At 65.4% G+C, this 22,194-nt stretch carries 19 protein-coding genes; 11 read left to right on the top strand and 8 right to left on the bottom strand.

Annotation, left to right across the window (positions count from 1 at the left end; genetic code table 11):
• The first annotated feature begins 67 nt into the window (after window positions 1-67).
• Window positions 68-451 carry a response regulator transcription factor gene (locus ACJRPG_RS22375; RefSeq protein ID WP_408002318.1) on the top strand — a complete coding sequence of 128 codons (384 nt, stop codon included), beginning with the start codon at window positions 68-70 and terminating at the stop codon, window positions 449-451.
• Window positions 448-1,992 carry a putative bifunctional diguanylate cyclase/phosphodiesterase gene (locus ACJRPG_RS22380; protein ID WP_408002319.1) on the top strand — a complete coding sequence of 515 codons (1,545 nt, stop codon included), beginning with the start codon at window positions 448-450 and terminating at the stop codon, window positions 1,990-1,992. The genes ACJRPG_RS22375 and ACJRPG_RS22380 overlap by 4 nt, the downstream gene beginning before the upstream one ends.
• On the opposite strand, the gene ACJRPG_RS22385 is transcribed toward ACJRPG_RS22380, so the two are convergent.
• On the bottom strand, window positions 1,989-2,798 hold the full coding sequence (locus ACJRPG_RS22385) for a substrate-binding periplasmic protein (protein ID WP_408002320.1): 810 nt from the start codon (window positions 2,796-2,798) through the stop codon (window positions 1,989-1,991). The two genes, ACJRPG_RS22380 and ACJRPG_RS22385, sit on opposite strands and share 4 nt — an antisense overlap.
• A 47-nt stretch (window positions 2,799-2,845) precedes the next feature.
• Complete coding sequence (locus tag ACJRPG_RS22390) at window positions 2,846-5,683, bottom strand: bifunctional diguanylate cyclase/phosphodiesterase (RefSeq protein WP_408002321.1); 2,838 nt, start codon at window positions 5,681-5,683, stop codon at window positions 2,846-2,848.
• A gap of 173 nt (window positions 5,684-5,856) precedes the next feature.
• Between ACJRPG_RS22390 and ACJRPG_RS22395 the strand changes: the two genes are divergently transcribed.
• The 3 genes from ACJRPG_RS22395 to ACJRPG_RS22405 all read left to right on the top strand — a co-directional run bounded on the left by ACJRPG_RS22395 (window position 5,857) and on the right by ACJRPG_RS22405 (window position 10,219).
• Entirely contained in the window at window positions 5,857-8,778 is a 2,922-nt protein-coding gene (locus tag ACJRPG_RS22395; RefSeq protein ID WP_408002322.1) for a DUF6701 domain-containing protein, read from the top strand.
• 134 nt (window positions 8,779-8,912) lie between these two features.
• Entirely contained in the window at window positions 8,913-9,512 is a 600-nt protein-coding gene (gene wrbA, locus ACJRPG_RS22400) for an NAD(P)H:quinone oxidoreductase (protein WP_408002323.1), read from the top strand.
• A gap of 8 nt (window positions 9,513-9,520) precedes the next feature.
• On the top strand, window positions 9,521-10,219 hold the full coding sequence (locus ACJRPG_RS22405) for a dienelactone hydrolase family protein (RefSeq protein ID WP_408002324.1): 699 nt from the start codon (window positions 9,521-9,523) through the stop codon (window positions 10,217-10,219).
• 72 nt (window positions 10,220-10,291) lie between these two features.
• Here ACJRPG_RS22405 and ACJRPG_RS22410 read toward each other — a convergent pair whose 3' ends face one another.
• The gene (locus ACJRPG_RS22410) at window positions 10,292-10,804 is read right to left on the bottom strand and encodes a hypothetical protein (RefSeq protein WP_408002325.1); all 513 of its coding nucleotides are present in this window, start codon (window positions 10,802-10,804) and stop codon (window positions 10,292-10,294) included.
• Between the two features lie 125 nt (window positions 10,805-10,929).
• Between ACJRPG_RS22410 and ACJRPG_RS22415 the strand changes: the two genes are divergently transcribed.
• Genes ACJRPG_RS22415 through ACJRPG_RS22425 form a run of 3 tightly spaced genes read left to right on the top strand, consistent with a single transcriptional unit; the run spans window position 10,930 to window position 13,441 of the window.
• Window positions 10,930-11,712 (top strand): substrate-binding periplasmic protein, encoded by a 783-nt coding sequence (locus tag ACJRPG_RS22415; protein WP_408002326.1) that lies wholly within the window; start codon window positions 10,930-10,932, stop codon window positions 11,710-11,712.
• A gap of 50 nt (window positions 11,713-11,762) precedes the next feature.
• Window positions 11,763-12,962, top strand: coding sequence for a PQQ-dependent sugar dehydrogenase (locus ACJRPG_RS22420; RefSeq protein WP_408002327.1), 1,200 nt, complete (start codon window positions 11,763-11,765; stop codon window positions 12,960-12,962).
• A 35-nt stretch (window positions 12,963-12,997) separates the two neighbouring features.
• The gene (locus ACJRPG_RS22425) at window positions 12,998-13,441 is read left to right on the top strand and encodes a thioesterase family protein (protein ID WP_408002328.1); all 444 of its coding nucleotides are present in this window, start codon (window positions 12,998-13,000) and stop codon (window positions 13,439-13,441) included.
• 16 nt (window positions 13,442-13,457) lie between these two features.
• On the opposite strand, the gene ACJRPG_RS22430 is transcribed toward ACJRPG_RS22425, so the two are convergent.
• Together ACJRPG_RS22430 and ACJRPG_RS22435 are read right to left on the bottom strand one after the other, a co-directional pair.
• On the bottom strand, window positions 13,458-15,458 hold the full coding sequence (locus ACJRPG_RS22430) for a PhoX family protein (protein ID WP_408002329.1): 2,001 nt from the start codon (window positions 15,456-15,458) through the stop codon (window positions 13,458-13,460).
• A gap of 152 nt (window positions 15,459-15,610) precedes the next feature.
• Window positions 15,611-16,111, bottom strand: a complete 501-nt coding sequence (locus tag ACJRPG_RS22435) for a DUF3016 domain-containing protein (RefSeq protein WP_408002330.1) — start codon at window positions 16,109-16,111, stop codon at window positions 15,611-15,613.
• A gap of 182 nt (window positions 16,112-16,293) precedes the next feature.
• Here ACJRPG_RS22435 and ACJRPG_RS22440 point away from each other — a divergent pair, with 182 nt between their 5' ends.
• Together ACJRPG_RS22440 and ACJRPG_RS22445 are read left to right on the top strand one after the other, a co-directional pair.
• Complete coding sequence (locus ACJRPG_RS22440) at window positions 16,294-17,049, top strand: DNA-formamidopyrimidine glycosylase family protein (RefSeq protein WP_408002331.1); 756 nt, start codon at window positions 16,294-16,296, stop codon at window positions 17,047-17,049.
• Between the two features lie 113 nt (window positions 17,050-17,162).
• Window positions 17,163-18,662 carry an HD domain-containing phosphohydrolase gene (locus ACJRPG_RS22445; RefSeq protein WP_408002332.1) on the top strand — a complete coding sequence of 500 codons (1,500 nt, stop codon included), beginning with the start codon at window positions 17,163-17,165 and terminating at the stop codon, window positions 18,660-18,662.
• 69 nt (window positions 18,663-18,731) lie between these two features.
• Here the strand turns inward: ACJRPG_RS22445 and ACJRPG_RS22450 are convergent, their stop codons facing one another.
• From ACJRPG_RS22450 to ACJRPG_RS22460, 3 genes are all read right to left on the bottom strand, one after another.
• The gene (locus ACJRPG_RS22450; RefSeq protein ID WP_408002333.1) at window positions 18,732-20,675 is read right to left on the bottom strand and encodes a GAF domain-containing sensor histidine kinase; all 1,944 of its coding nucleotides are present in this window, start codon (window positions 20,673-20,675) and stop codon (window positions 18,732-18,734) included.
• 107 nt (window positions 20,676-20,782) lie between these two features.
• The gene (locus tag ACJRPG_RS22455; protein WP_408002334.1) at window positions 20,783-21,253 is read right to left on the bottom strand and encodes a hypothetical protein; all 471 of its coding nucleotides are present in this window, start codon (window positions 21,251-21,253) and stop codon (window positions 20,783-20,785) included.
• A gap of 51 nt (window positions 21,254-21,304) precedes the next feature.
• The gene (locus ACJRPG_RS22460) at window positions 21,305-21,592 is read right to left on the bottom strand and encodes a hypothetical protein (RefSeq protein WP_408002335.1); all 288 of its coding nucleotides are present in this window, start codon (window positions 21,590-21,592) and stop codon (window positions 21,305-21,307) included.
• A 216-nt stretch (window positions 21,593-21,808) separates the two neighbouring features.
• Between ACJRPG_RS22460 and ACJRPG_RS22465 the strand changes: the two genes are divergently transcribed.
• Complete coding sequence (locus ACJRPG_RS22465) at window positions 21,809-22,189, top strand: hypothetical protein (protein WP_408002336.1); 381 nt, start codon at window positions 21,809-21,811, stop codon at window positions 22,187-22,189.
• Window positions 22,190-22,194 lie beyond the last annotated feature (5 nt).

The raw sequence follows: 22,194 nt of genomic DNA on the forward strand, positions 1-22,194 counted from the left end.
CGCCGCGCGGCGGGAGGCTATGCTGGCTCCATATTGTCGCGGCATGCGCCGCTCACGGGAGTCGCAAGTGTTACAGAATCAGCTGGTTGCCATTATCGACGACGACGAATCGGTCCGCCTCGGGCTCGGCGCGCTGGTGCGTTCGCTGGGCTGGACGGTGCGCCTGTTCGCCTCCGCCGAAGAATACCTGGAGGCCTGCCATACCTGCAACGCCGGCTGCGTGGTGAGCGACGTGCAGATGCCCGGCATGAGCGGCATCGAGCTGCAGGAGCTGCTCGCCGCGCGCGGCGGCTGCCCCCCTTTCATCATCATGACCGCCTTCCCGCAGGAGGCGCTGCGCAGGCGCGCACAGCGCGCCGGCGCCATCTGTTTCCTCACCAAACCTTTCGACAGCGGCGCCATCATCGCCTGCCTCGAAACCGCACTGGCCCAGAACAAGGAGAAGCCATGAGCACCGTTACCGGACGCCGCCACCGTTTCGCCATCTATGCACTGCTGCTGCTGACGATTGTCTGCGGCGCCATCGTCTCCGTGCTGATCGAGCGCTACGCATCGATGCGCGCCATGGTCCACCTGTTCAACCTGATGGCGCTGGCCACGGCGGCCTTCATGATCTACCACGCCTGGTCGCGCTTCCGCTCCGAGGACGAACTGGCCCACCTGGCCAACCACGACCCGCTCACCGGCCTGCCGCACCGCCGCTCCTTCGAGCACCGCCTGCGCAACCAGCCGGCGCGCCCGCACACCGTGGTACTGGGCACCATCGACCGCTTCTCGCGCGTGGTGGCCGGCGTCGGCCACGGCGTGGCCGACGCCATGATGCAGGGCATAGCGCAGCGCATCCGCGATGCGGCGGCGGCCCACGGCGGCGAAGCGTTCCGCCTCGACGGCGCCAATATCGCCGTGCTCTACCCGATCGACCAGCGCGCCGCCGCCTTCGGCGCCGCACTGGCCGCGCTGCAGGACGAGCTGCGCACGCCCTTCGTCTGCGGCAGGCACGAAATCCATTCGACGCTGAGCCTGGGCGCCGCCACCTTTCCGCAGCATGGCGCCGATCCCGCAGCGCTGCTGCGCAATGCCGACGCGGCGCTGCAGGCCGCACGCCGCGCCGGCGGCGACCTGCTGCTGTCCTATAGCGAGGAGCTGAATGCCAGCAGCGGCCAGCGCCTGGACATGGAAGCCGACCTGCGGCACGCGCTGGAACGCAAGGAGCTGGAGCTGTACTACCAGCCGCAGCAGTCGCTGCGCGACGACGGCCTGGCCGGTTTCGAGGCCCTGCTGCGCTGGCGCCGCAACGGCGAGATGGTATCGCCCGCCCAGTTCATTCCGCTGGCCGAGGAATCCGGCCTGATCGTCAGTATCGGCAACTGGGTACTGGAACAGGCCTGCCGCCAGGCCAGCGAATGGAGCGCAAGCAGCGGCCGCGCGCTGACCATCGCCGTCAATATCTCGCCGCGCCAGTTCGCGCATCCGGGCTTCCTGCCGCATATCGAAGCGCTGCTCGAAGCCACCCATATCGACCCGGCCTGCATCGAACTGGAAATTACCGAAGGCGTGATGATGGAAAACGCCGAGCATGCCATCGCCCTGCTGCACCGCCTGCGCGGCCTGGGCCTCAAGCTGTCGATCGACGATTTCGGCACCGGCTATTCCAGCCTGGCCTACCTGAAGCGCTTCCCGCTCACCAAGCTGAAGATCGACCAGTCCTTTGTGCGCCAGCTGGCAGCGGACGACACGGCCGCACGCGCGGACGCCGCACGCGCGGACGCCGCACGCGCGGACGCCGCGATTGTCCAGGCGGTGATTGCGCTTGGCCGCAACCTGGGCATGAAGGTGATTGCGGAAGGCGTGGAGACGGCTGCGCAGCGCGCCCTGCTGCGCCAGTGGGGCTGCGACGAGATCCAGGGCTACCACTACGGCCGGCCGCTGCCCGCACGCGAGGCGCGGCGCTTCCTGCGCGGCCTGGCCGCGCCGGCCCTGCAGGCCGCCTAAGGCGTGCGCGGCAAGGGATAGAGGCTGACCATATCGGCCGCCGAATACTCCTGGCGGATGCGGCCGATCAAGGCCCCGTCCTGCCGCAACTGCACCAGCAGCGCCGTCAGCTGCGCCACATCGGCCGCCGGCAGCAGGCGCGACACGTACACGCCATTGGTGCTGGGCGGCAGGCCGGCCAGCCGTGTATACCGAATGCGCGGCCCCAGGGTGGCGCGCAGGCCTGCTTCGTCCAGCGCGCCGGCGAAGGTATTGGATGGCATATAGGCGAAATCGGCGCGCCCGGCCTGCATCTTGCGGGCGATGGTTTCCGGGTCCGCCACATACTCCAGCTTGCCTGCCGCTTCCAGCGCGGCCATCATGGCCTGGTAGGCCGGCCCGTAGTTATAGCTGCGCACCGCATTGACGCGGATGCCAGGCAGCGCCAGCAGCTCGCCGACAGTGCGCGGCGGGTGCTCGCTGGTCGACACCAGCATCCATTCGGTGCCGAGCAGGGGAACGTAATGGCCCCAGGCCTCGCGTTCCTGCACCTGGATCGCGCCGACGAACAGGTCGCCGTCGCCCTGCCGCATCATGGCCTCGGCGCGGGCGCGCGGCACGATGGGGAACACGAAGCGGCAGCCGACGCGGCGGCCGCGCTCGCGCAGCAGCTCGGGATAGACGCCGCCCACTTCCTGCTTCGCGGCGTTCACGGTCAGCAGCCGTCCCAGCGCCGACGCAGGCACCACAATGGGGCGCGAACAGGCGGCCGTGGACAGCGCAGGCAGCAGTGCCGCCGCGAGGCTGGCAAGGATGAGGTATCTCATGCGGCCAATGTAGCACGGCGTGCCGCCGGCTGCAGAAAAGCCGTGGGTCAGAACTGCAGCGCGGGCTGGGCCTCACTCTCGTCCAGCAGCTCGCCGAAAGCGGCCGGCGGCAGCGGCCGGCCGAAGAAGTAGCCCTGCATCTGGGTGCAGCCATGCCGGCGCAGGAAGGCCAGCTGCTCCTGCGTTTCCACGCCTTCGGAGATCACCTGCAGCTGCAGGTTGGCGGCCAGCGCAATGATGGTGCTGACGATGGCCGCATCGTCCGGGTCGACCGTGATGTCGCGCACAAAGCTCTGGTCGATCTTCAGCACGTCGACCTCGAAGCGCTTCAGGTGCGACAGGCTGGAATAGCCGGTGCCGAAATCGTCGATCGCCAGCTTCACGCCCAGCTTCTTCAACTCGTGCATCACGCCCACCGCGCGTTCCACATCGTTCATCACCTGGCTTTCGGTCAGTTCCAGCTCCAGGCATTCGGGCGCGATGCCGGTTTGCGCCAGCACCGCCGCTACCGAAGACACGAAGTCCGGCTCCGCCATCTGGCGCGCCGACACATTGACGGCCACCCGCAGCTGCGCCCTGCCCTCGCGCTGCCATGCGCGCAGCTGTTCGCAGGCGCTGCGCAGCACCCAGGCGCCGACCGGCACAATCAGGCCGGTCTCCTCGGCCAGCGGAATGAAGCGGTTCGGCGCCACCATGCCCATCTCCGGATGCTGCCAGCGGATCAGCGCTTCCACGCCCACGATACGGCCAGCTTCGATATCGACCTGCGGCTGGTAATGCAGCACGAATTCGCGCCGCTCCAGCGCCGTGCGCAGCGCGGACTCGATCAGCAGGCGTTCGCCCAGCTGCTCGTTGAGGGCCGCCGTGTAGAACTGGTAGTTGTTGCCGCCCATTTCCTTGGCGCGGTACATGGCGATATCGGCACGCTCCACCAGCACGCCCGGCTCCACGCTGTCGGCCGGGTAGACGGCAATGCCGGCGCTGCAGGTCATGAACAGCTCGGCGCCATCGAGCACCAGGCGCGAAGACAGGCTGTCCAGCACCCGCTGCAGCTGTTCCACGCGCGGCTGCATGGCGCCCGGCTCGGGCAGCAGCAGCAGGGCGAATTCATCGCCACCCAGGCGCGCCACGGTATCCACCGCGCGCACCGCCGACTGCAGGCGCGCCGCCACCACCTGCAGCAGGCGGTCGCCGCCCTTGTGGCCCAGGCGGCTGTTGGTGAACTTGAAGCGGTCAAGGTCGATCGACACCACCCACAGCGCATGGCCCTTGCGTTCCGAATGGGCGATGGTCTGGGCGATGCGGTCCTGCAGCAGCACGCGGTTCGGCAGGCCGGTCAGCGCGTCATGGGTGGATTGGTGCAGCAGCTCGGACTCGTAGGCCTTCATCGCCGTCATGTCGTGCTGGATCGAGACGAAATGCGTCAGCCGGCCCTGCTCGTCGCGCACCGGCGACAGGTAGGTCTCGTTCCAGAACATGGTGCCGTCCTTGCGGTAATTGCGCAGGATGGCGTGCACGTCGCGCGCCTCGGAAATCGCGGCGCGGAGGTCGGCCAGGCCCGGCTGGTCCAGGTCCTCCCGGCACAGGATGCCGGCATTGCGGCCCATGATCTCGGCCGCGCTGTAGCCGCTGCTGCGCTCGAAGGCAGGATTCACATACACCACCGGGTTGCCCGGCCCGGCCTCCATGATGATGATGGAATTGGTGCTCGATTCGATGGCGCGCTCGCGCAGCTGCAGCGCCTTGTTGAGTGACTTGAGTTCCGCCGTGCCCTCCTCCACCCGGCGCTGCACCTCCACATGCCGGCTGGACAGCATGGCCGCGAAGGCGGTGCCCAGCGCTGTCAGCACCAGTCCCAGGGCCAGCACCGCCAGCGAGGCGAGATGGTCGGCCGGCTGCACATGCTGCGCCCCGCCTGCGCGCAGCAGCCAGCGCTCGCCGGCCACCTCCACATGCCTGTCGATGGCCTGCGGCGGAGCCGGGTACAGCCAGTCCAGCCAGGCGCCGGCGCCCTCGCTGCGCAGCGGCGGCGACTGGTAGACCAGGGAGTCGGCGCTGGCGCCGGCTGCCGCATACACTTCCACATTCACCGGATGGCTGCGCTGCTGCGTGGCCTGCGCCCCGTGCAGGCCGGCGTCGGCAAAAATCTTGGCGATCATTTCGCCGGGCAGCAGCGCAATCGAGGTTTCCCCCACCAGGGCGGCACGCCTTTCGGCAACGCTGCGCGGCGCCGCACCGAAACGGTAGACCGGCATGGCCACCACCAGCCCCACGCGGTTGCCGCCGCGCTGCGCCAGCGAGATCAGCCGGCCGGCCGATGGCTGGCCCGTATCGTAGGCACGCTGCCGCGCCGATTCGTCCTTCACCGGATACATGGTGTCCAGGCCGAGCGCCAGCTCATTGCCCTCGGTGGGCGCTACATAGTCGATCACGCGGTATTGCGGGCGGCGGCCGGCCGGCACCGGGCGCCCGTGGCGCATCTCCGTCACGCCGGCGCCGGGCCGGAAACGCGCCAGTTCCGCTTCCAGCGCGGGCCGCTCGGCGTCGCTGACGAAACGGATATAGCTGATGCCCAGCACATAGGGATGGCGCGCCAGCAGCGGTTCGGCAAAGCGGTGGTATTCATCCCGGCTCACGGCCGGGCGGCTGGCAAACAGCTGGTTGACGGCATACAGGCCGCCCAGCGCATGGCCGATGCCTTCCTTCAGGGCGAACACGCGCATCTGCGCGCGCTGCACCAGCGACAGTTCCAGGCGCTTCTGTTCCAGGTGGCTGGCGCCGGCAAACAGCAGCGCGCTCAGGCCGAGCCCGCCCAGCAAAGTGAGCAGGGCAGCCGCAGGCAGCCGCCACGGGCGCGGCGGCCTGCCTTCCTTCATCTCCTGCATCGCGCTAATCGTGCCACCCTTGAATGTTACAAATCGTCAAAGACCAAGGTTAGCACGCCATGCCCCATTGTGTGACCGGCAATAGGACGCCGGCCCGGCGGCGTATGATATATGCCACAAAGCAACAACCCGCAGCGCCTATAATATAGGCAAGCCCGTCTATTCTGGATGCCATGAGCCCCAACCGCCCGTTCTTCGCCCGTGCCGCGCTGTGCCTGCTGCTGACTGCCCCGCTGTCCGCCGCCCATGCCGCGACGACCACTTTCAGCGGCGGCGGTGTCGCCAACTGCAACTACACGCCCGCCAGCAAGACCTATGTCTGCAGCGCGCTGCCGCTGCCCGAGTGGGACAGCAAGATCGCCATCGCGGACGGCTATACGGTGCAGGTGACGGGCAACGTCGCCCTCGGCTACAACAACGGCCTGACCATGTCCGGCACCGCCAAGCTGCAGTCGACCACGGGCAGCCTGGATATCGGCGACATCAACCCGGCCAACCTCAGTATCACCGGCGGCACGCTACAGGCCCAGACCCAGTTCAAGATGGGCTCGCAGGCCCAGACCATTACCGCCAATATCATTGCCGCCACCATGAACCTGGGCGGCGGCTCGGCGATCAAGATCACCGGCTCGCTGACGGCCACCGGCACCATCAACATCCCCTCGCATGCCGTCATCATCGGCCCGATCTCGGGCGGCGACATCAACACCAATTCGCCCGTGACCATTACCGGCAACGTGACCTCCACCGGAAACTTCGAACTGGCCTCGGGCAGCACCGTCACCGGCAATGTCACGGCGGTCAACGTCACGCTCAATCCCTCGCCGTCCAAGGTGATCGGCAACGTCACGGCCAGCAACCACGTCGACATCGGCTCCGGCAGCGGCATCCAGGGCAATATCACGGCGGACAGCGCCACCTTGCGTCCCTCGGAAGCCTATGTGACGGGCACCGCGGCAGTAAACACCATCCAGCTGGGCTACCACGGCACCATCCAGCAGGGCATCACCTGCCAGGCCGGCGACTGCAGCTGCATCACCAACAACAGCGACTACCCTGCCTCCTGCACGCCCAGCACGCCGCCGGTGAATGGCCTGGACCATATCCTGATTGAATACAACGGCTCCCAGCTCAGCTGTGCGCCGCAGGTCGCCACCATTACGGCCTGCGCCGACGGCAGCTGCGCCACCAAGTTCACCGGCGGCCTGACCGTCAAATTCGTCAGCAATCTTATTCCCAACGTGGTGATCGGCGCCAGCGGCGTGGCGACCTTCACGCCGCCGTTTGACGCCGGTGCAACGACACTTAACCTGCAAACCTCCGTGCCGGGCTCGGCAAAGACCCAGTGCGATCCGGCCGGCTGCCAGATCAACTGGGTGCGCAAGGGCCTGACCATCTCCGCACCGCACCACAAAGCGGGCGAAACGGTGGACGTCAGCATCCAGATCCGCGATGCCGGCGGCAACGGTACAACGTGTACGCCGTTGCCGGCGATGACGCGCGATGTCAACCTGACCTGCGACCGCAATAATCCGCTGGCTGGCACGGTGTGGCCGAAAATGGGCGTTAACAGCGCCACCGCGGAATGCAAGAACACCTCGACGCTGACGCTGTCCCTGCCCTTCGATAGCAACGGCCTGGCGAAGGCCAAGCTGATGTATGAGGACGTAGGCGAAGTCAGGGTATCGGGCAATTACGTCAAGCCGAATCCGCAGGGCGGCACCTATTCCGGCGAATCGCCCGATATCGTGGTGGCGCCCTACAGCTTCAAGTTCACCACCACCGGACTCACTACGCCGAGCTTCCCGGCGCCGACCGGCAGCAGCGCCCAGGCCTTCGCCAAGGTCAACCAGTCAGTCCCGGTGCGCATCTATGCCGTCAACAAGGCCGGCAACCGCACGCCCAGCTTCGGCAACGAAAGCCCGGTGGAAAAGGTCCGCCTTACCAGCGAACTGAGTGCCCCCGTGGGCGGCGTCGCGGGCATTTTTACGGCGGACAACGACTACACCTTCACCAACGGCGCCAGCGACGAGATCCCGCTGGCCTGGGACCAGGTCGGCCTGCGCAAGCTCACCGCAAAACTCAAGAACACCGGTGGCTACCTGAATGCAGGCACCAACCTGATCGCGGAAGGCGAACAGCTGGCGCGCTTCGTACCGGACCGTTTCGTGGTCAAGGCCACGGCCGATGTCGCCGGCATGTGGTTCCAGCGCCTGCTGGCCTGCGCCGATGCCGCCACCTGCGAATATGTGTTCAGCCAACAGCCCTTCCTGCTGAGCATTACCGCGGTCGATGGCGCCAACCAGCCCATGCAGAACTACTCCGGCACCTTCCCGCTGCAGCCCACCGTGGTCGCGCTGAAAGCGCAAGATGCCGACAATGTGGCGGCCAACCGCAACCCCTCCTACATCACCGCGCCCGGCACCGGCCCTCTGTTTTACACGGACAAGAGCAATCTTGTGCAAAACGGTATCGAAGTCACCCCCGATGGCGACTGGCTTAACGGCGTCTGGACCAAGACCCTCAACTACAAGCTCTCGGGCAAGGTCGGTCCCACGTCCGCCTGGTTCCGTGCCTCCAGCGCCGACGCCACCTCGCGCAACAGCGTCACGCCGACCGCCTCGGGTGACGGCCGCCTGCGCGTGGTCTACGGCCGGGCGCTCGTCGAGAACAACTACGGTTCGCCCCAACTCAAGATGCCGGTCAAGGTGCGTGCCCAGTATTACAGCGGTACTGGAAACAACTACCTCAACAGTACGCTGACGGTGCGCAGCGACCTGCCGCTGCCGCCCGCAGCGGCAAAGCCGCCGGTGCAGATGAATACCAATGCCGTGTTCGTCAAGTGCGAGCGCCAGCTGGCCACGGATGCGGCAGGAACCTGCAATACCGGGCTCGTCAAACTCGACGGCACTCCGGTCTATGACTTCCAGAACGGCATCGCGCAGTTCAGGCTGGACAAGCCGAATGCAAGCGGCAGCGTGGTGATGACGGCGACGCCCTTCTCTTTCCTTGAAGATCCGGCACCGCAGCCCGGCCAGCTCACCTTCGGCGTCTACAAGTCCGGGCCGGTCATCTATATGCGCGAGGTGTACTGAGCGCCGGCGCACGATTGGGCTGGGTATAGTCCGGGGATCACCCTTTGGCAGATGCGGGCCGCAGCGCAGGCGTGTATCGTGCATTGCGGGCCTGCGACAAGGCCGCATTCCCTATCTTTCCCCGGAGATCTGCAATGGCAAAAGTTCTGGTCCTGTACTACTCATCCTATGGCCACATCGAAACCATGGCCAATGCCGTGGCCGACGGCGCGCGTGAAACGGGCGCCGCCGTCGATATCAAGCGCGTGCCGGAACTGGTGCCGCAGGAAGTGGCCGAGAAATCGCACTACAAGATGAACCAGCCCGCCCCCATCGCCACGGTGGACGAGCTGGCCAACTACGATGCCATCATCATCGGCACCGGCACCCGCTTCGGCCGCATGACTTCCCAGATGGCCAACTTCCTCGACCAGGCGGGCGGCCTGTGGGCGAAAGGCGCGCTGCACGGCAAGGTCGGCGGCGCCTTCACCTCCACCGCGACCCAGCATGGCGGCCAGGAAACCACGCTGTTCTCCATCATCACCAACCTGCTGCACTTCGGCATGACGGTGGTCGGCCTGAACTACGGCTTTGCCGGCCAGATGAAGCTGGACGAAGTGACCGGCGGTTCGCCTTACGGCGCCACCACCATCGCCGGCGGCGACGGCAGCCGCCAGCCGAGCGAGAACGAGCTGGCCGGCGCACGCTACCAGGGCCGCGCCATTGCCGAGGTGGCCAACAAGCTGCACGGTTGAGGCCGGCCATGGACCGCCAGACCCGCTGGATCGATGTCAAGGTGGCCGACGGCAGCTTCGGCGCCTATCTTGCGCTGCCGCGCGGCGGCCGGGGGCCGGGCATCGTGCTGATCGAGGAGATTTTCGGCGTCAACGCCCATATCCGCAGCGTTTGCGAACAATACGCGGCGGACGGCTACGTGGTGCTGGCGCCGGACATCTTCTGGCGCCAGGCGCCGCGCATCGAGCTCAGCTACGACGAGGCGGACTGGAAGCGGGCGGCGGCGCTCAAGCAGGCCACCGACCCGCAGCAGGCGGTGGCCGACATCGCCGCCACCGTCGAGGTGCTGCGCGGTCTGGACGGCGTGGGCCCGAAAGTGGCCTCGATCGGCTACTGCTTCGGCGGCCTGCTGTCCTACCTGACGGCCGCCGCGGGCAAGGTGGATGCCGCCGTGGCCTATTACGGCGGCGGCATCCAGAACCAGCTGGACCAGGCAGACAAGATCGGCGTGCCGCTGCTGATGCACTTCGGCGGCCGTGACAACCATATCCCTGCCAGCGCGGTGAAGCAGATCGCGCAGCGCTTCGAAGACCGCGAGAACGCCGAGCTCCACATCTACCCGGACGCCGAGCACGGCTTCAACTGCTCGCACCGCCCCATGTACCACCAGCGTTCGGCGGCCGAAGCCCACGGCCATACCCTGCTCTTCCTCAGCGAAGTGCTCTAGCTGCCGAGCCCGTGTCCACCTTGGGGTCAGACGGGGGCGCCGAGCCCCCAAGGTTGGACACGGGCTCGGCCGTTACGCGGACTTGCGCAGGGGGGCGATGCTGTTACGCTCGCCCGCCCGCAGACGCCGTACCTGCAGGAAGGCGCCGATCAGGAACAGCAGGAAGAGGATGCCGGCCGCCGCCTTCAGCGCTTCGGCCTCCGGGCTGTCCACCAGCGGCTTGCCGGCCGGCAGGCGGGTCGAGGTTTCCGTGATGGCGGGGATCAGGTGGAAGTAGAAGGTCAGCGAATAGCTGACGGTTTCGATATACGCCGACCTGGCGCCGAGCTTGCCCTGCCCCGCCGCCCAGGCCAGGCCCAGCACCAGCAGCGTGATCACGCCCAGCACGTGCGCCTTGCCGAAGCCGCCATGGTTGAAAATGCCGAAGCCGGTAAGGCAGGTCAGCACCGTGGCGATCACATAAACCTTGCCCAGGCCGTTGTCCGAACTGATGCCCTTGTCGCGGAAGAAGGCCATGACGGCGGCGCCCACGGCGACCAGGCTGATGGCGGTGTGGATGATGCCAAGCGTCGATAATCCTAGCATGATGAAATCCTCAGGTTGGTAGGGATAAGCCATCGTATGTCCTGCAACTGCCTGCGGTCCTGCCCCCAAAGGCAGAGCGCACGCTCCCGCAGTGGCTGCGTGCCGCGCTCGGCTACAATAGGGCCATGAAACGCTTTCTTGCGACATGCCTGCTGCTGGCCGGCTGTGCCCTGGCGCAAGCGGCGCCGCTCAAGGTGGGCGGCTTCGTGGTGGCGCCCCTGATCAGCGGCCAGCCCGGCGTGCCGCTGCATGGCGTCCTGCGCGACTTCATGGAGCTGCATGTCGCAGGCCGGGGCGTGGCCCTGGAATGGATGCCGCCGTCCTCGCTCAGCCGCGCGATGGAGAGCCTGCGCAACGGTTCGCTGGACATCCTGCTGCTGACCAGCGGCAGCCAGGACCGCGGCCCCGGCATCGGCAGCTTCGACTGGACCTATCTGCGCACCCAGCCCCACTTGGCCGTGCGCCGCGATTCGCCGCTGCAGAGCGTGGCCACGCTGCAGGCGCTGGCCGGCATGGAGATCGGCTGGGTGGCCGGCTCCGAGATTCCGGAAGGTCTGAACCGCGTGCCCATCCGCTGGCAGCGGCTGGCGGCCACCGACTGGCAGGCCGCCAACCTGCGCAAGCTGCAGGCGGGGCGCATGGACGCCGCGTTTTTCGAGAACGAGTTCTCGCCGCGCTATTACGCCCAGCGCGAAGGCGTGGACGTGCGCCTGCTGCGCCTGCCCATGGCGGAGCGCCACTTCTTCATGGCCTATTCGCTGAAGGCCGATCCCAAGGCCATTGCCCAGTTCGACAAGGTGGCGGGCGCGGCTTTTGCCGATGAACAATTCCGCCAGTTCCTTGAGCAGGCCATGCGGCGCCAGGCCTCCGTGCGCTGGCGCACAGATGGGGCGGTAGCCGGACGGTAGGCTCAGCATGGGTTCCCACTTTTGCGGGAACGGCGGCGCGGGGAGGCAATATGGCAAGGCTGGCGACGGGCTTCACAAGTGCGGCGTGCGCAGCGGCGGGCGCGCTGCTGCTGGGCTGCGGTGGGGGTGGTGGTGGCGGCGCCGCGCCGCCGGTGACACCGCCCGTAACGCCGCCGGTCACGCCGCCCGCCGCCCTGGCGCTCAAGCTGAGCGAAGTGGCCTCCGGCCTCAGCCAGCCGCTGCTGCTGACGGCGCCGGCCGGCGACAGCCGCCAGTTCATCGTGGAGCGGCCCGGCCGCATCCGCATCCTGGCCGGCGGCGCCCTGGCGGCCAAGCCCTTCCTCGATATCAGCGCGGTCATCGGCACGGGCGGTGAAGGCGGCCTGCTCTCCATCGCCTTCGATCCGCAATATGCGCAGAACGGCAGTTTCTACCTCTACTACACGGACAAGTTCGGCAATATCGCCATCGACCGCGCCAGGGTGTCGGCCGACGCCAACGTGGCCGATGCCGGTTCGCTGAGCCGCATCATCACCATCCCGCATCCGGATGCCACCAACCACTACGGCGGCATGCTGGCTTTCGGGCCGGACGGCTACCTGTACGCCGGCACCGGCGACGGCGGCGGCGCCGGCGACACAAAAGGCAATGCGCAGAACCTGGATTCCCTGCTGGGCAAGATGCTGCGCCTGAACGTGCGCGGCACCGTGACCATTCCGCCGGACAACCCCTATGCAGGCCAGCCGGGCCGGCGCGGCGAGATCTGGGCCAGCGGCCTGCGCAACCCATGGCGCTTCGCCTTCGACGGCAGCCAGCTGTACATCGCGGACGTGGGCCAGGCCGAGCGCGAGGAAGTCAATATCATGCCCGCCACGCAGGCCGCCGTGAACTACGGCTGGAACCGGATGGAAGGCACGAAATGCTATAACAGCGGCAGCTGCGACCAGACCGGCCTCACCCTGCCGCGCTTCGAGTACGAACATGGAGCCAACGGCGCCAACGGCTGCTCCATCACCGGCGGCTACGTCTACCGCGGCGGCGCGCTGCCGGAGCTGGCCGGGCGCTACCTGTATTCGGATTACTGCAAGGGCTACCTGAAAAGCTTCCTGTACAGCGGCGGCGCCGTCAGCGAGGCCAGGGACTGGAACATCGGCAATGTGGGGTCCATCCTTTCCTTCGGCCAGGATGCGCAGGGCGAGCTCTACATGCTGTCGGACAATGGGCGGGTTTACAAGATCGTGCGCCAGTGAGGCTACAATGGGATTTTTAGCCTCACCGTTTTCCCATGGCCAGACTGAAACTTGAATTCCCCGACGAGCTGTTCTGCTTTTCCACCCAGCTGACGGTGCGCGTCACCGATATCAATGCCGCCAACCACCTCGGCAACGATTCGATGATCTCCATGATCTCGGAGGCGCGCGCGCGCTTCCTCTACGAGAACGGCATGCCGGAAGTCGATGGCGACGGCACCGGCATCATCGTGACCGACCTGGCCACCATGTACCGCGCCGAAGCGCATGCGCGCGACGTGCTGGTGTTCGAGGTGGGGGTGATGGACTTCAATAAATACGGCGGGGACATCATCTTCCGCATCACCCGGCCCAAGGACCGCACCCTGGTGGCGATGGCGAAATACGGCTTCGTCTTCTTCAACTACCAGCGCAGCGAAGTGGTGCCGATGCCGGAAGAATTCCGCGCCAAGTTCCCCCGCGTGAACGAGATCGACTAGGCGCGGAGCCTGCGGATTACTTGGCCAGCTTCACCTGGCTCAGCTCACCGGTCAGGTAACCCACCGCTGCGCTGAACTTGCCGTTGTACTTGCTGTCGATGGCCTTGTTGATCTGGTCCTTCAGCGCCGCCGGCAAGGTCGGGAAGCGATTCCATTCGTCGCCCGGATGCTGGAAGTTGCTCATCACATAGGTGAAGCCATTGATCTCGTCCACCGCATGCAGGCCGGTCGATTCGGCGCCGGCGGGGCAGGACAGCAGGCGCTCCAGCTTCTTCGTATCGACGTTGTAGGCCCACAGGAAGTTGTTCAGGTGGTTGCCGCTGTCTTCGCCGATAAACAGGGTGCGCAGCTTCTCCGAGAACTTCAGGTTGTCCGGGCTGGCGATCCGGGCCGGATCAGCGGTATTGCCCAGGGCATCGCCGGCGATGTCGGCGCCCGCGATCAGCAGGCTGGACTCGCTCGGCACCCATTCACTGTCGATGGCCGCGCCGGTGTCATCCTTCTGGCCGCCGGCCAGCTTGTGCTGCATTACACCGCCTGCCACCAGCTTCTTGAACTTCACGTTGTGGGTGGCCACGTAGCCCGAACCGCCCTCCACCATCGAATCCTGGATATTGGCGTAAGCCGAATAGGCGATCTTGTCCTTGGCGTTGACGGTGGTGCCTTCGTTCTTGGTGAAGGCCATGCTGCCGCCCTTCATCGCCGCATAGCGGTGGGTTTCCAGGAAGGCCGCAGCCTTTTCCTGCCCGGCCTTGACGCGCACCCAGGCGGTCTTCTTGTTGAGGACGATTTTCCTGTAGCTGGCGTCGGCCGGGTCGGTCAGCGTGGAATCCATGATGTCCGTGCCCTTGATGCCGCCATCGACCATGGCCTTGATTTCGGCGTGGGTCGCATGGCCCAGCTTGATCCACTGCAGCTTGCCGGTGGTGGTCTCGGTCAGCGGCGTGGTGTACTGCGCCACGTACAGGGTGCCGCCCGCAGCCAGGTCGCCGGCCTTGTCGGCCACGAACATGAACAGGCCGCCGTTGGTGTAGTCGTCGCCGCCCAGGATGGTGCGCTGGTCCGGCATCACCTGCACCAGCTCACGCGAGTAGCGGCCCAGGTTGTAGTGCTTCCTGATGGTGCCGGTGCCGTCCGGGTTCACCGTGACTTCCGGCAGGTGGCCGTAGTCATAGGGATTGGCGGTGGCCGGATCGCCGAACACGTTCTTGCTGAACTCCTTGAGCACGGCCAGCGACTGGCCGCCCAGGCCCTGGTCGAAGGCATCCGGTTCGTACTCTTCGCTCGACAGGTGGGTGCCCCATGGCGACAGGCTGGCGCCGCAGGTGATCCACAGGCCCTTGACGGCCGAGGTATCGACGTTGTGGTACTTCACCAGCGCCAGCTTGCCGGTGGCCTGGTCCTGGTCCAGCGTGAGCACGGCGATCGGCGACGGCAGCGTGCCGTAGGTCGAGGCGCCGGCCTGGTTCAGCGAGTTGTATTCGAACTGCACCACGGCGAACACCGGCTTGCCCTTGACGCCGGCCACATTGGCGTTCGGCACGGTCAGCAGCGAGCTGCCGTCCGGCGAGTCGGAGAAGAACTGGCGTTCCTTGCCCGGCACCGATTTGTCGATGATGGGCTGGTTCTTGATGTCCACATAGCCGCCCGCGACCACGGTGCCGCCCTTGCCGTCCGGTACCTTGTCGCCGGTCAGGAAGAAGGGCTGGTAGGCCAGCTTGTAGGTATTGCTGCTGCCGTCGCTGAAGTTGACCTTGAGGCTGGAACCGACGGTGGTGGAGGCCAGCGCAGCGACATCGGCGGCCGCCGGCGCCGCCATGCCGGTGAATTCGGCCGTGGTAAACGTTGCAGGCGCCGCAGGCGGCGGGGCTACCGGCGGGGCGACCGGATCATCCGAGCCGCCGCAGGCGGACAGGAGGGCGCTGACACCGGTTGCGCCGGCCAGGGGCAGCATGGGGGCGCCGGCGATCAGTTGCAGCAGGCGGCGGCGGGTGGATTCCGGAGTGGAATTGGACATTTCTTGTGTTCTCCTTGGTATGAACGAATGCCTGGAGGGGACAGGCGCAAAAGATTCGGCCTGATCCTAAACAAGAAGTGTGTCCGCCTGATGACACAGCGGCCGCGCAGCGCTGAACGCTGGGCGGCCGCCGGCAGGCTGTCAGGGGTGCGTCAGTGTGCGCTCAGCTTGGGGGCGCTGATATCGCGCTTGAACCATTCGTCGACCATCTGCTTTTCGAAGCGCAGCGGGTCGCCGGAAGAATAGCGGTTCAGGCGTTCCAGATACATCATATTGTTGATCGATGCTTCGCCGCTGCGCAGCACCTGGCCGTTTTCTTCCAGCACATAGCTCAGCTTCATGGTCGGCCAGTCGGCGCCGCCGCGCAGCAGCCGGATATCGTTATTGAAATTCCAGCGCGCCGGTTCGATGCGGCCGGCCAGGTCGATATCCTTGACGGTGATGCGCAAGTCCTGCCCTTGCGGCAGCTCCTGGCCCAGCTTGCCGAAATGCTCGCTCAGCTGGCGCAGGATCTCATCGCGGTCCACCTGGCTGTACGGCATGTCGCGGAATTTATCAGGCTGCTCATAGGTGACGGTAACGCCGGCGGACGCAGCACCGGCCGTGGCTACCAGGAGCGCGGCAGCCAACAGATTGCGTAAGTGACGTTGCATGATGGGTTTCCTTTCCATGTCCATGCTTCCCATATTACGCCAATTGCAGGTAAACGCAGGGCCGGAAAAATTTGCTTACGAAAAAAACCCGCCGGATACTTTCGCCGCCCCAGCGTGCGGGCGCGCACAGCGCGGCAGGGTGGCGCCGCCTACACTGGACTCCCGACCATCAGGAGCACGCCATGCCGGAAGGACCGTCCATCGTTATCCTGCGCGAACAGGCGCAGGAGTTCGAAGGCCGCACCATCGCCACCGCCCGCGGCAACAGCAAGGGCCTGCGCTACGAGGAGCTGCCGGGGCAGCCCATCATTTCCCTGCGCAGCTGGGGCAAGCACTTCCTGATCGAGCTGCCGCTGTTCAGCCTGCGCGTGCACTTCCTCATGTTCGGCACCTACCGCATCAACGAGGTCAAGGAAAACAGCCCGCCCCGGCTCGCCCTCACCTTCGAGGAAGGCGGCGAGCTGAATTTCTACACCTGCTCCATCAAGGAAATTGACGGGGAGTTAAGCGAACACTACGACTGGCGCGCCGATGTGATGGCCGGCGAATGGTCGTCCGCCCTGGCACTGAAAAAGCTGCGCGCCAAACCGGAGATGCTGGCCTGCGACGCCCTGCTCGACCAGACTATATTTTCCGGCGTCGGCAATATCATCAAGAACGAGGTGCTGTTCCGCATCCGGGTGCATCCCCTGTCCACCATCGGCTGCCTGCCGCCGGCCAAGCTGCGCGAGCTTGTCAAGGAAGCACGGCAGTACAGTTTCGACTTCCTCGAATGGAAGAAAGCCTTCGTGCTGAAACAGCACTGGCTGGCGCACACCAAGCGCATTTGCCCGCGATGCAACATTCCCTTCCACAAGGCCCACCTCGGGCAAACGCGGCGCCGCAGCTTCTGGTGCGAGCGCTGCCAGAAGCGTTATGACACGCCGAAGGTGTTGTAAATGCTGCGCACGGTTTATTGCCTGTTGTTAATGGGATGAGGTAAGAATACAATCGATCAGTGCGCGTTAACAAGTCGCGCAAAACCTGGCGTCTTTATCCGGAACTCACCCCTATGTCCTTTCTGTCTTCTGCATCGCCTAAGCTGCCGCCCTGGAAAATTCTGCTGGTCGATGACGAACCCGATATCCACGACGTTACCAAGTTGACATTAAGCCGCTTCCGCCTGGACGGACGCGCGCTGACCTTCCTGCATGCCTATAGCGGCGACGAGGCCAAGCAGGTGCTGTCGCAGGAAAAGGACATCGCGCTGGTATTCCTGGATGTGGTGATGGAGAAGGAAGACAGCGGCCTGGAAGTGGCGCGCTGGATGCGCCAGGACCTGGACAACCAGTTCACCCGCATCGTGCTGCGCACCGGCCAGCCGGGCCAGGCGCCGGAAGAACGCGTGATCGTTGACTACGACATCAACGACTACAAGGAAAAAACCGAGCTCGATCGCACCAAGTTGTTTACGACAACGTTTGCTGCACTGCGCGCCTACCGCGACATCATGAAGGTGGAGGAAGCGCACCGCCAGCAGATGAATTTGCGCGAGGGGCTGGAACGGGTGATCGAAGCCTCCGCCCATATCTTCCAGCAGCGCAACCTGAAAGACTTTGCCAATGGCCTGCTGCAGCAGGTCGTGGCCCTGCTGCGCCTGGAGAACAGCATCCTGGTGCGCCTGCGCGCGGCCACGGCCATCACGGGCGAGCAGGACTATGAGGTGCTGGCCCAGATCGGCGAGGAACAGCTGCTGACGCCGGAAGTGCTGGCCCGCCTCGACGCCACCCAGAGCAACCGGATCGCGCGGCTGGAAGGCGACACCTATGTAGGCTACTTCCCGAACAGCAGCGGCAAGGCCTCGGTACTGGTGCTGAAGGGCGTGGAAGAAATTTCGGACATCGACGCCAAGCTGCTGGAGATCTTCTGCAGCGGGGTGGCGATTGCCTTCGACAATATCCTGCTGAACCAGGAAATCACTGACACCCAGGCCGAGCTGATCATGCGTCTCGGCGACGTGGTGGAATCGCGCTCCAACGAAGCGGGCAACCACGTGCGCCGCATGGCCGAGATCTGCAACCTGCTGGCGCAGGCGGGCGGGCTGCCGGACGACGAGCGCGCCGTGCTGAAGCACGCGGCCCCGATGCACGACATCGGCAAGATCGCCACGCCGGATTCGGTGCTGCTGAAGCCGGGCAAGCTGGACGCGGCCGAATGGGAGATCATGAAGCAGCACCCGGCGGTCGGCCTGTCCATCCTGGACGGCTCGCAGCGCCCGATCCTGAAGGCGGCGGCGGTGATCGCCCACCAGCACCACGAAAAATACGACGGCACCGGCTACCCGCAAGGGCTGCGCGGCGAAGACATCCACCTGTACGCACGGATCGTGGCGGTGGCCGACGTATTCGACGCCCTGATGCACAAGCGCTGCTACAAGGACGCCTGGCCGGTGGAGCAAGTGGTGGAGCACCTGCGCGAAGTCGCCGGCCACCACCTCGACCCGCACTACGTCGAGCTGCTGATCCAGAACATGGACAAAGCCCTCACCATCACCGAGCGCTTCCCCGACTGAAACATTTCCAGGAAAATGGGGACAGACCCTAATTTCTAAAATCCGGGTCCGTCCCCAATTTCTAAGCAACTATTTGCGCTGGTCGCGGGGGAAGCGGAGGTGGTAGTGCAGGCCGTTGCCCGGCGAGCTTTCGACTTTTACCGTGCCGCCCAGCGCACCCGTCACCAGGTTGAACAGGATGTGCGCGCCCAGGCCGCTGCCGCCGCTGCCGCGCTTGGTCGTGAAGAAGGGGTCGAACAGCTGCCCCAGCGTTTCCTTGTCCATGCCCACGCCGTCGTCGCTGTAGTCGAACACCACGTGGTCGCCGTCCAGCCGGCCCTGGATCGAGATGCGGCCCGGCTTGCCTTCCTCGAAGCCGTGCACCAGCGAGTTCATCACCATATTGGTGATGATCTGCGAGACCGCGCCGGGGAAGCTTTCGAGGTTGATGTCGATCGGGCAGTCCACCTCCACCTTCACCGGCTTGCCCTTCAGCTTGGGCTGCAGCGACAGCAGCACTTCGTCGATGTATTTCGCCAGGTTGAAGCTGCGGATATTGTCCGAAGACTGGTCCACCGCCACCTGCTTGAAGCTGCGCACCAGCGCCGCCGCCCGCTGCGTGTTCGTGGTCAGGATGCGCAGCGACTGGTCGATGACGTCGAAGAAGCTGTTCAGCCCCTCTTCGTCCAGCCGGCCATCCGCCAGGTCTTCCTTGGTCAGTTTCAGTTCCTGCACCAGGTGCGAGGTGGCCGTGACGCAGATGCCGAGCGGCGTATTGATTTCGTGCGCCACGCCTGCCACCAGCCGCCCCAGCGAGGCCAGCTTTTCCTGGCGCACCAGTTCCGACTGCGCGTCCTGCAGCTGGGTGAGCGCCGTGTTCAGCGCCGCGTTCTGTTCCTCCAGCGAGGCCTTGGCCTTGCGGATCGCGCGGTCGGCATACAGCCGCGCCAGCGCCACCGCCACGTGGCTGGCCATGAAGGCCAGGATATCGAGCTCGGACTGGGTGTACCACACGCTGTCGTCATAGCTCTGCACAATGATCACGCCGTAGGCCTGGTCGCCCAGCAGCATCGGCGCGCCCATCCAGCTGGCAATGCTTTCATTCCCCAGCGGCTCCGAGATTTCCCCCGCCTCCACCAGCTGGCGGTAGCTCCAGGCATCCAGCAGCTGCGGCTGTTTGCGTTTGAGCACATAGGAGCTCATGCCGATGCCGTACTGGAAGCGCTTGACCGGCGCTTCGCCGTCCTTTTCATCGACAAAATAAGGGATGCTGATTTCCTGCGTATCCGGGTGGTACAGCGCGATCAGGAAGTTCGGCGCCACGATCATCTTGCTGATGATCTGGTGCAGGCGCTCCGGCAGCGCATTGGTATCCGCAGCCGAGGCGGACAGGCTGGCAATTTCGTACAGCGCGGTCTGCAGCTTTTCCGCGCGGCGCCGTTCGGCCACCTCATGCTCCAGCCGCAAGGTGCGCTCGCGCACCGCCCGTTCCAGGCGGTCCATGCTCTGCAGGCCCTGCAGCGCGCTCGATACATGGTTGGCGATCAGCGCGAACAGCGCCTGGTCTTCCTCGTTGAAGGTGTGCTGCTTGTCGTAGCTCTGGATCACGATGGCGCCCAGCGGCTGGTGGTCCTGGTCCAGCAGCGGGCAGCCCATCCAGTGTTCGGCCACGGTGCCGATGCCGAAGGCGTCGCCGCTGCTGTTGCGCGCGATGTGCTCGGCGGCCGTCATCACCAGCGTCTGGCGGTTCAGGATCACCCATGCGGTCGGGGACTGGTCGGCCGAGGCCAGCGCCACGACTTCCCGCGGGTCCGGCGGTTCGTCCACCTCATCGACGAAATACACGAAACGCACCGAATTCGGTGTGCCGTCCACGCTCAGCGCCACATAGAAGTTGGCCGCATACATGATGCGGCCGAGCGCCGCGTGCACGGATTGCAAAAACTGGCGGATATCGGTGCAGGTGCTGGAGAGCTGCCCGATTTCGAGCAGCATGCTCTGGACGGCTTCCAGGCGGCGCAGACGGCTTTCCATCAAAAATCCTGTGAAAGATGCATCCGATCAATATATCAGGCCCACCCATCCGAGGCCAGCAGCAAGGCTCAAAATGCAACATGCGGCCGCCGGAGAGCCCGCACTCGTCAGCGTGAGGGCTTGCGGTAGCCGCTCTCGATCCAGTCCGAAGCGCTGCCGGGCGTCAGTCTGAAGGCAGGCGCCACGCGCACGCGGCCCAGTTCTTCGCCATAGGCGTCGATGGCGCTCAGCGTCGCATAGGGATCGTCCTCGTCCGGCACGATGTCGAGGTTGACGGTGATGCCGTCCACTTTCACGGATTTGTGCAGCTGGGCGTGCAGCTGCTGTTCGTGGCGGCGTATCACTTCGGTGGCGGTCTTCACCAGCGTGTTGAAGGCGTTCACGTCCAGCGGCTTGGGGTTCTTCTTGTCGCGGCCCATGGTCCAGGGGCCGACCAGCGCCGGTTCCGGCTCGCCGTCCATGATCATGGCGACTGCCCAGCCGTCGTCGTCCTCGTTCTTGATGACGCGCGCCGTCCAGCCGCTGCCCTGCCAGACACGGTCTTCCTGAATCGGTCCCTGCTCGAATTCCTCGCTCATTGCTGCCCGCTGCCCCGTGATGTAAGGGCAGCATCATAGCAGCTCGATGGCTCAGTTGCCGCGGCGGCGTGCGTGCCGGCGCAAGGCCGGGAGCGCCACGCAGACCAGCGGCGGCAGCGCAGGCGGACGCACCGGCAGCCCGGGCGGCTCCACCAGCGGATCGATGGCGGCCTGCGGCATCTGGTAGCGGTAGGGATTGATGATAATCGGGGGAATGGTGGGCGGGGCCGAAGGCGGCCCTTTCGCCACGCGAATGCGGATCGGCGCGCTGCGCTGGCGCTCGTCGCTGCTTGTGGAGGGTAGCGGTTGACCCTCGATGGTTTCCAGCCTTGCCATCATGTGCTCCATGTGCGAAGACAGAGTTTCAGTATAGGCAGGAGTGTCCGAAATTCAAGTTTTCCGCGGAACATTTTCGCGTCCCACCGCTTATCGGCGCGAACTCGCCCTTTGTCCCGCGAAATCCGCCGTTTATCGCAATCCGGTGGCCCGTGTCAGGCGCCGCGCGTACAGTTCAAGCATACCGCACAGGTTAACGAACGAAGAAAAGAGGACACCATGAAAAAGCTGCTTGCCGTGACTGTGATTGCCCTTCTGGCTATCGCCGCATTCAATTCGATAGACGGCCACGATATGGTCGTGCACTGGAATGGCGAGGAGATGGACGGGCCCCTGGAGTGGCTGTTCGGCATGCTGTTCGCCGGTGGCGGCCTGGTGATTGCGGCGATTGCCATCACCTGCGCAGCGGTCTTCGTCGGCTTCCTGTTTGCCGGCCTGGGCATCCTGATGGTGGTGGGCCTGGTGCTGCTTGGCCTGGTGCTGGCCGCCGCGATCGCGCCCTTCCTGCTGCCGCTGCTGATCCCGCTGGGCATCTGGTGGGCCATCCGCAAGCGCAACAAGCGCGATGTGCTGGTGAAGGAACCTGCCGCAACCGTGTAAGGAAA

Origin of the sequence: Pseudoduganella rhizocola (assembly GCF_045984285.3) — a bacterium.
Taxonomy (GTDB): domain Bacteria; phylum Pseudomonadota; class Gammaproteobacteria; order Burkholderiales; family Burkholderiaceae_D; genus Rugamonas.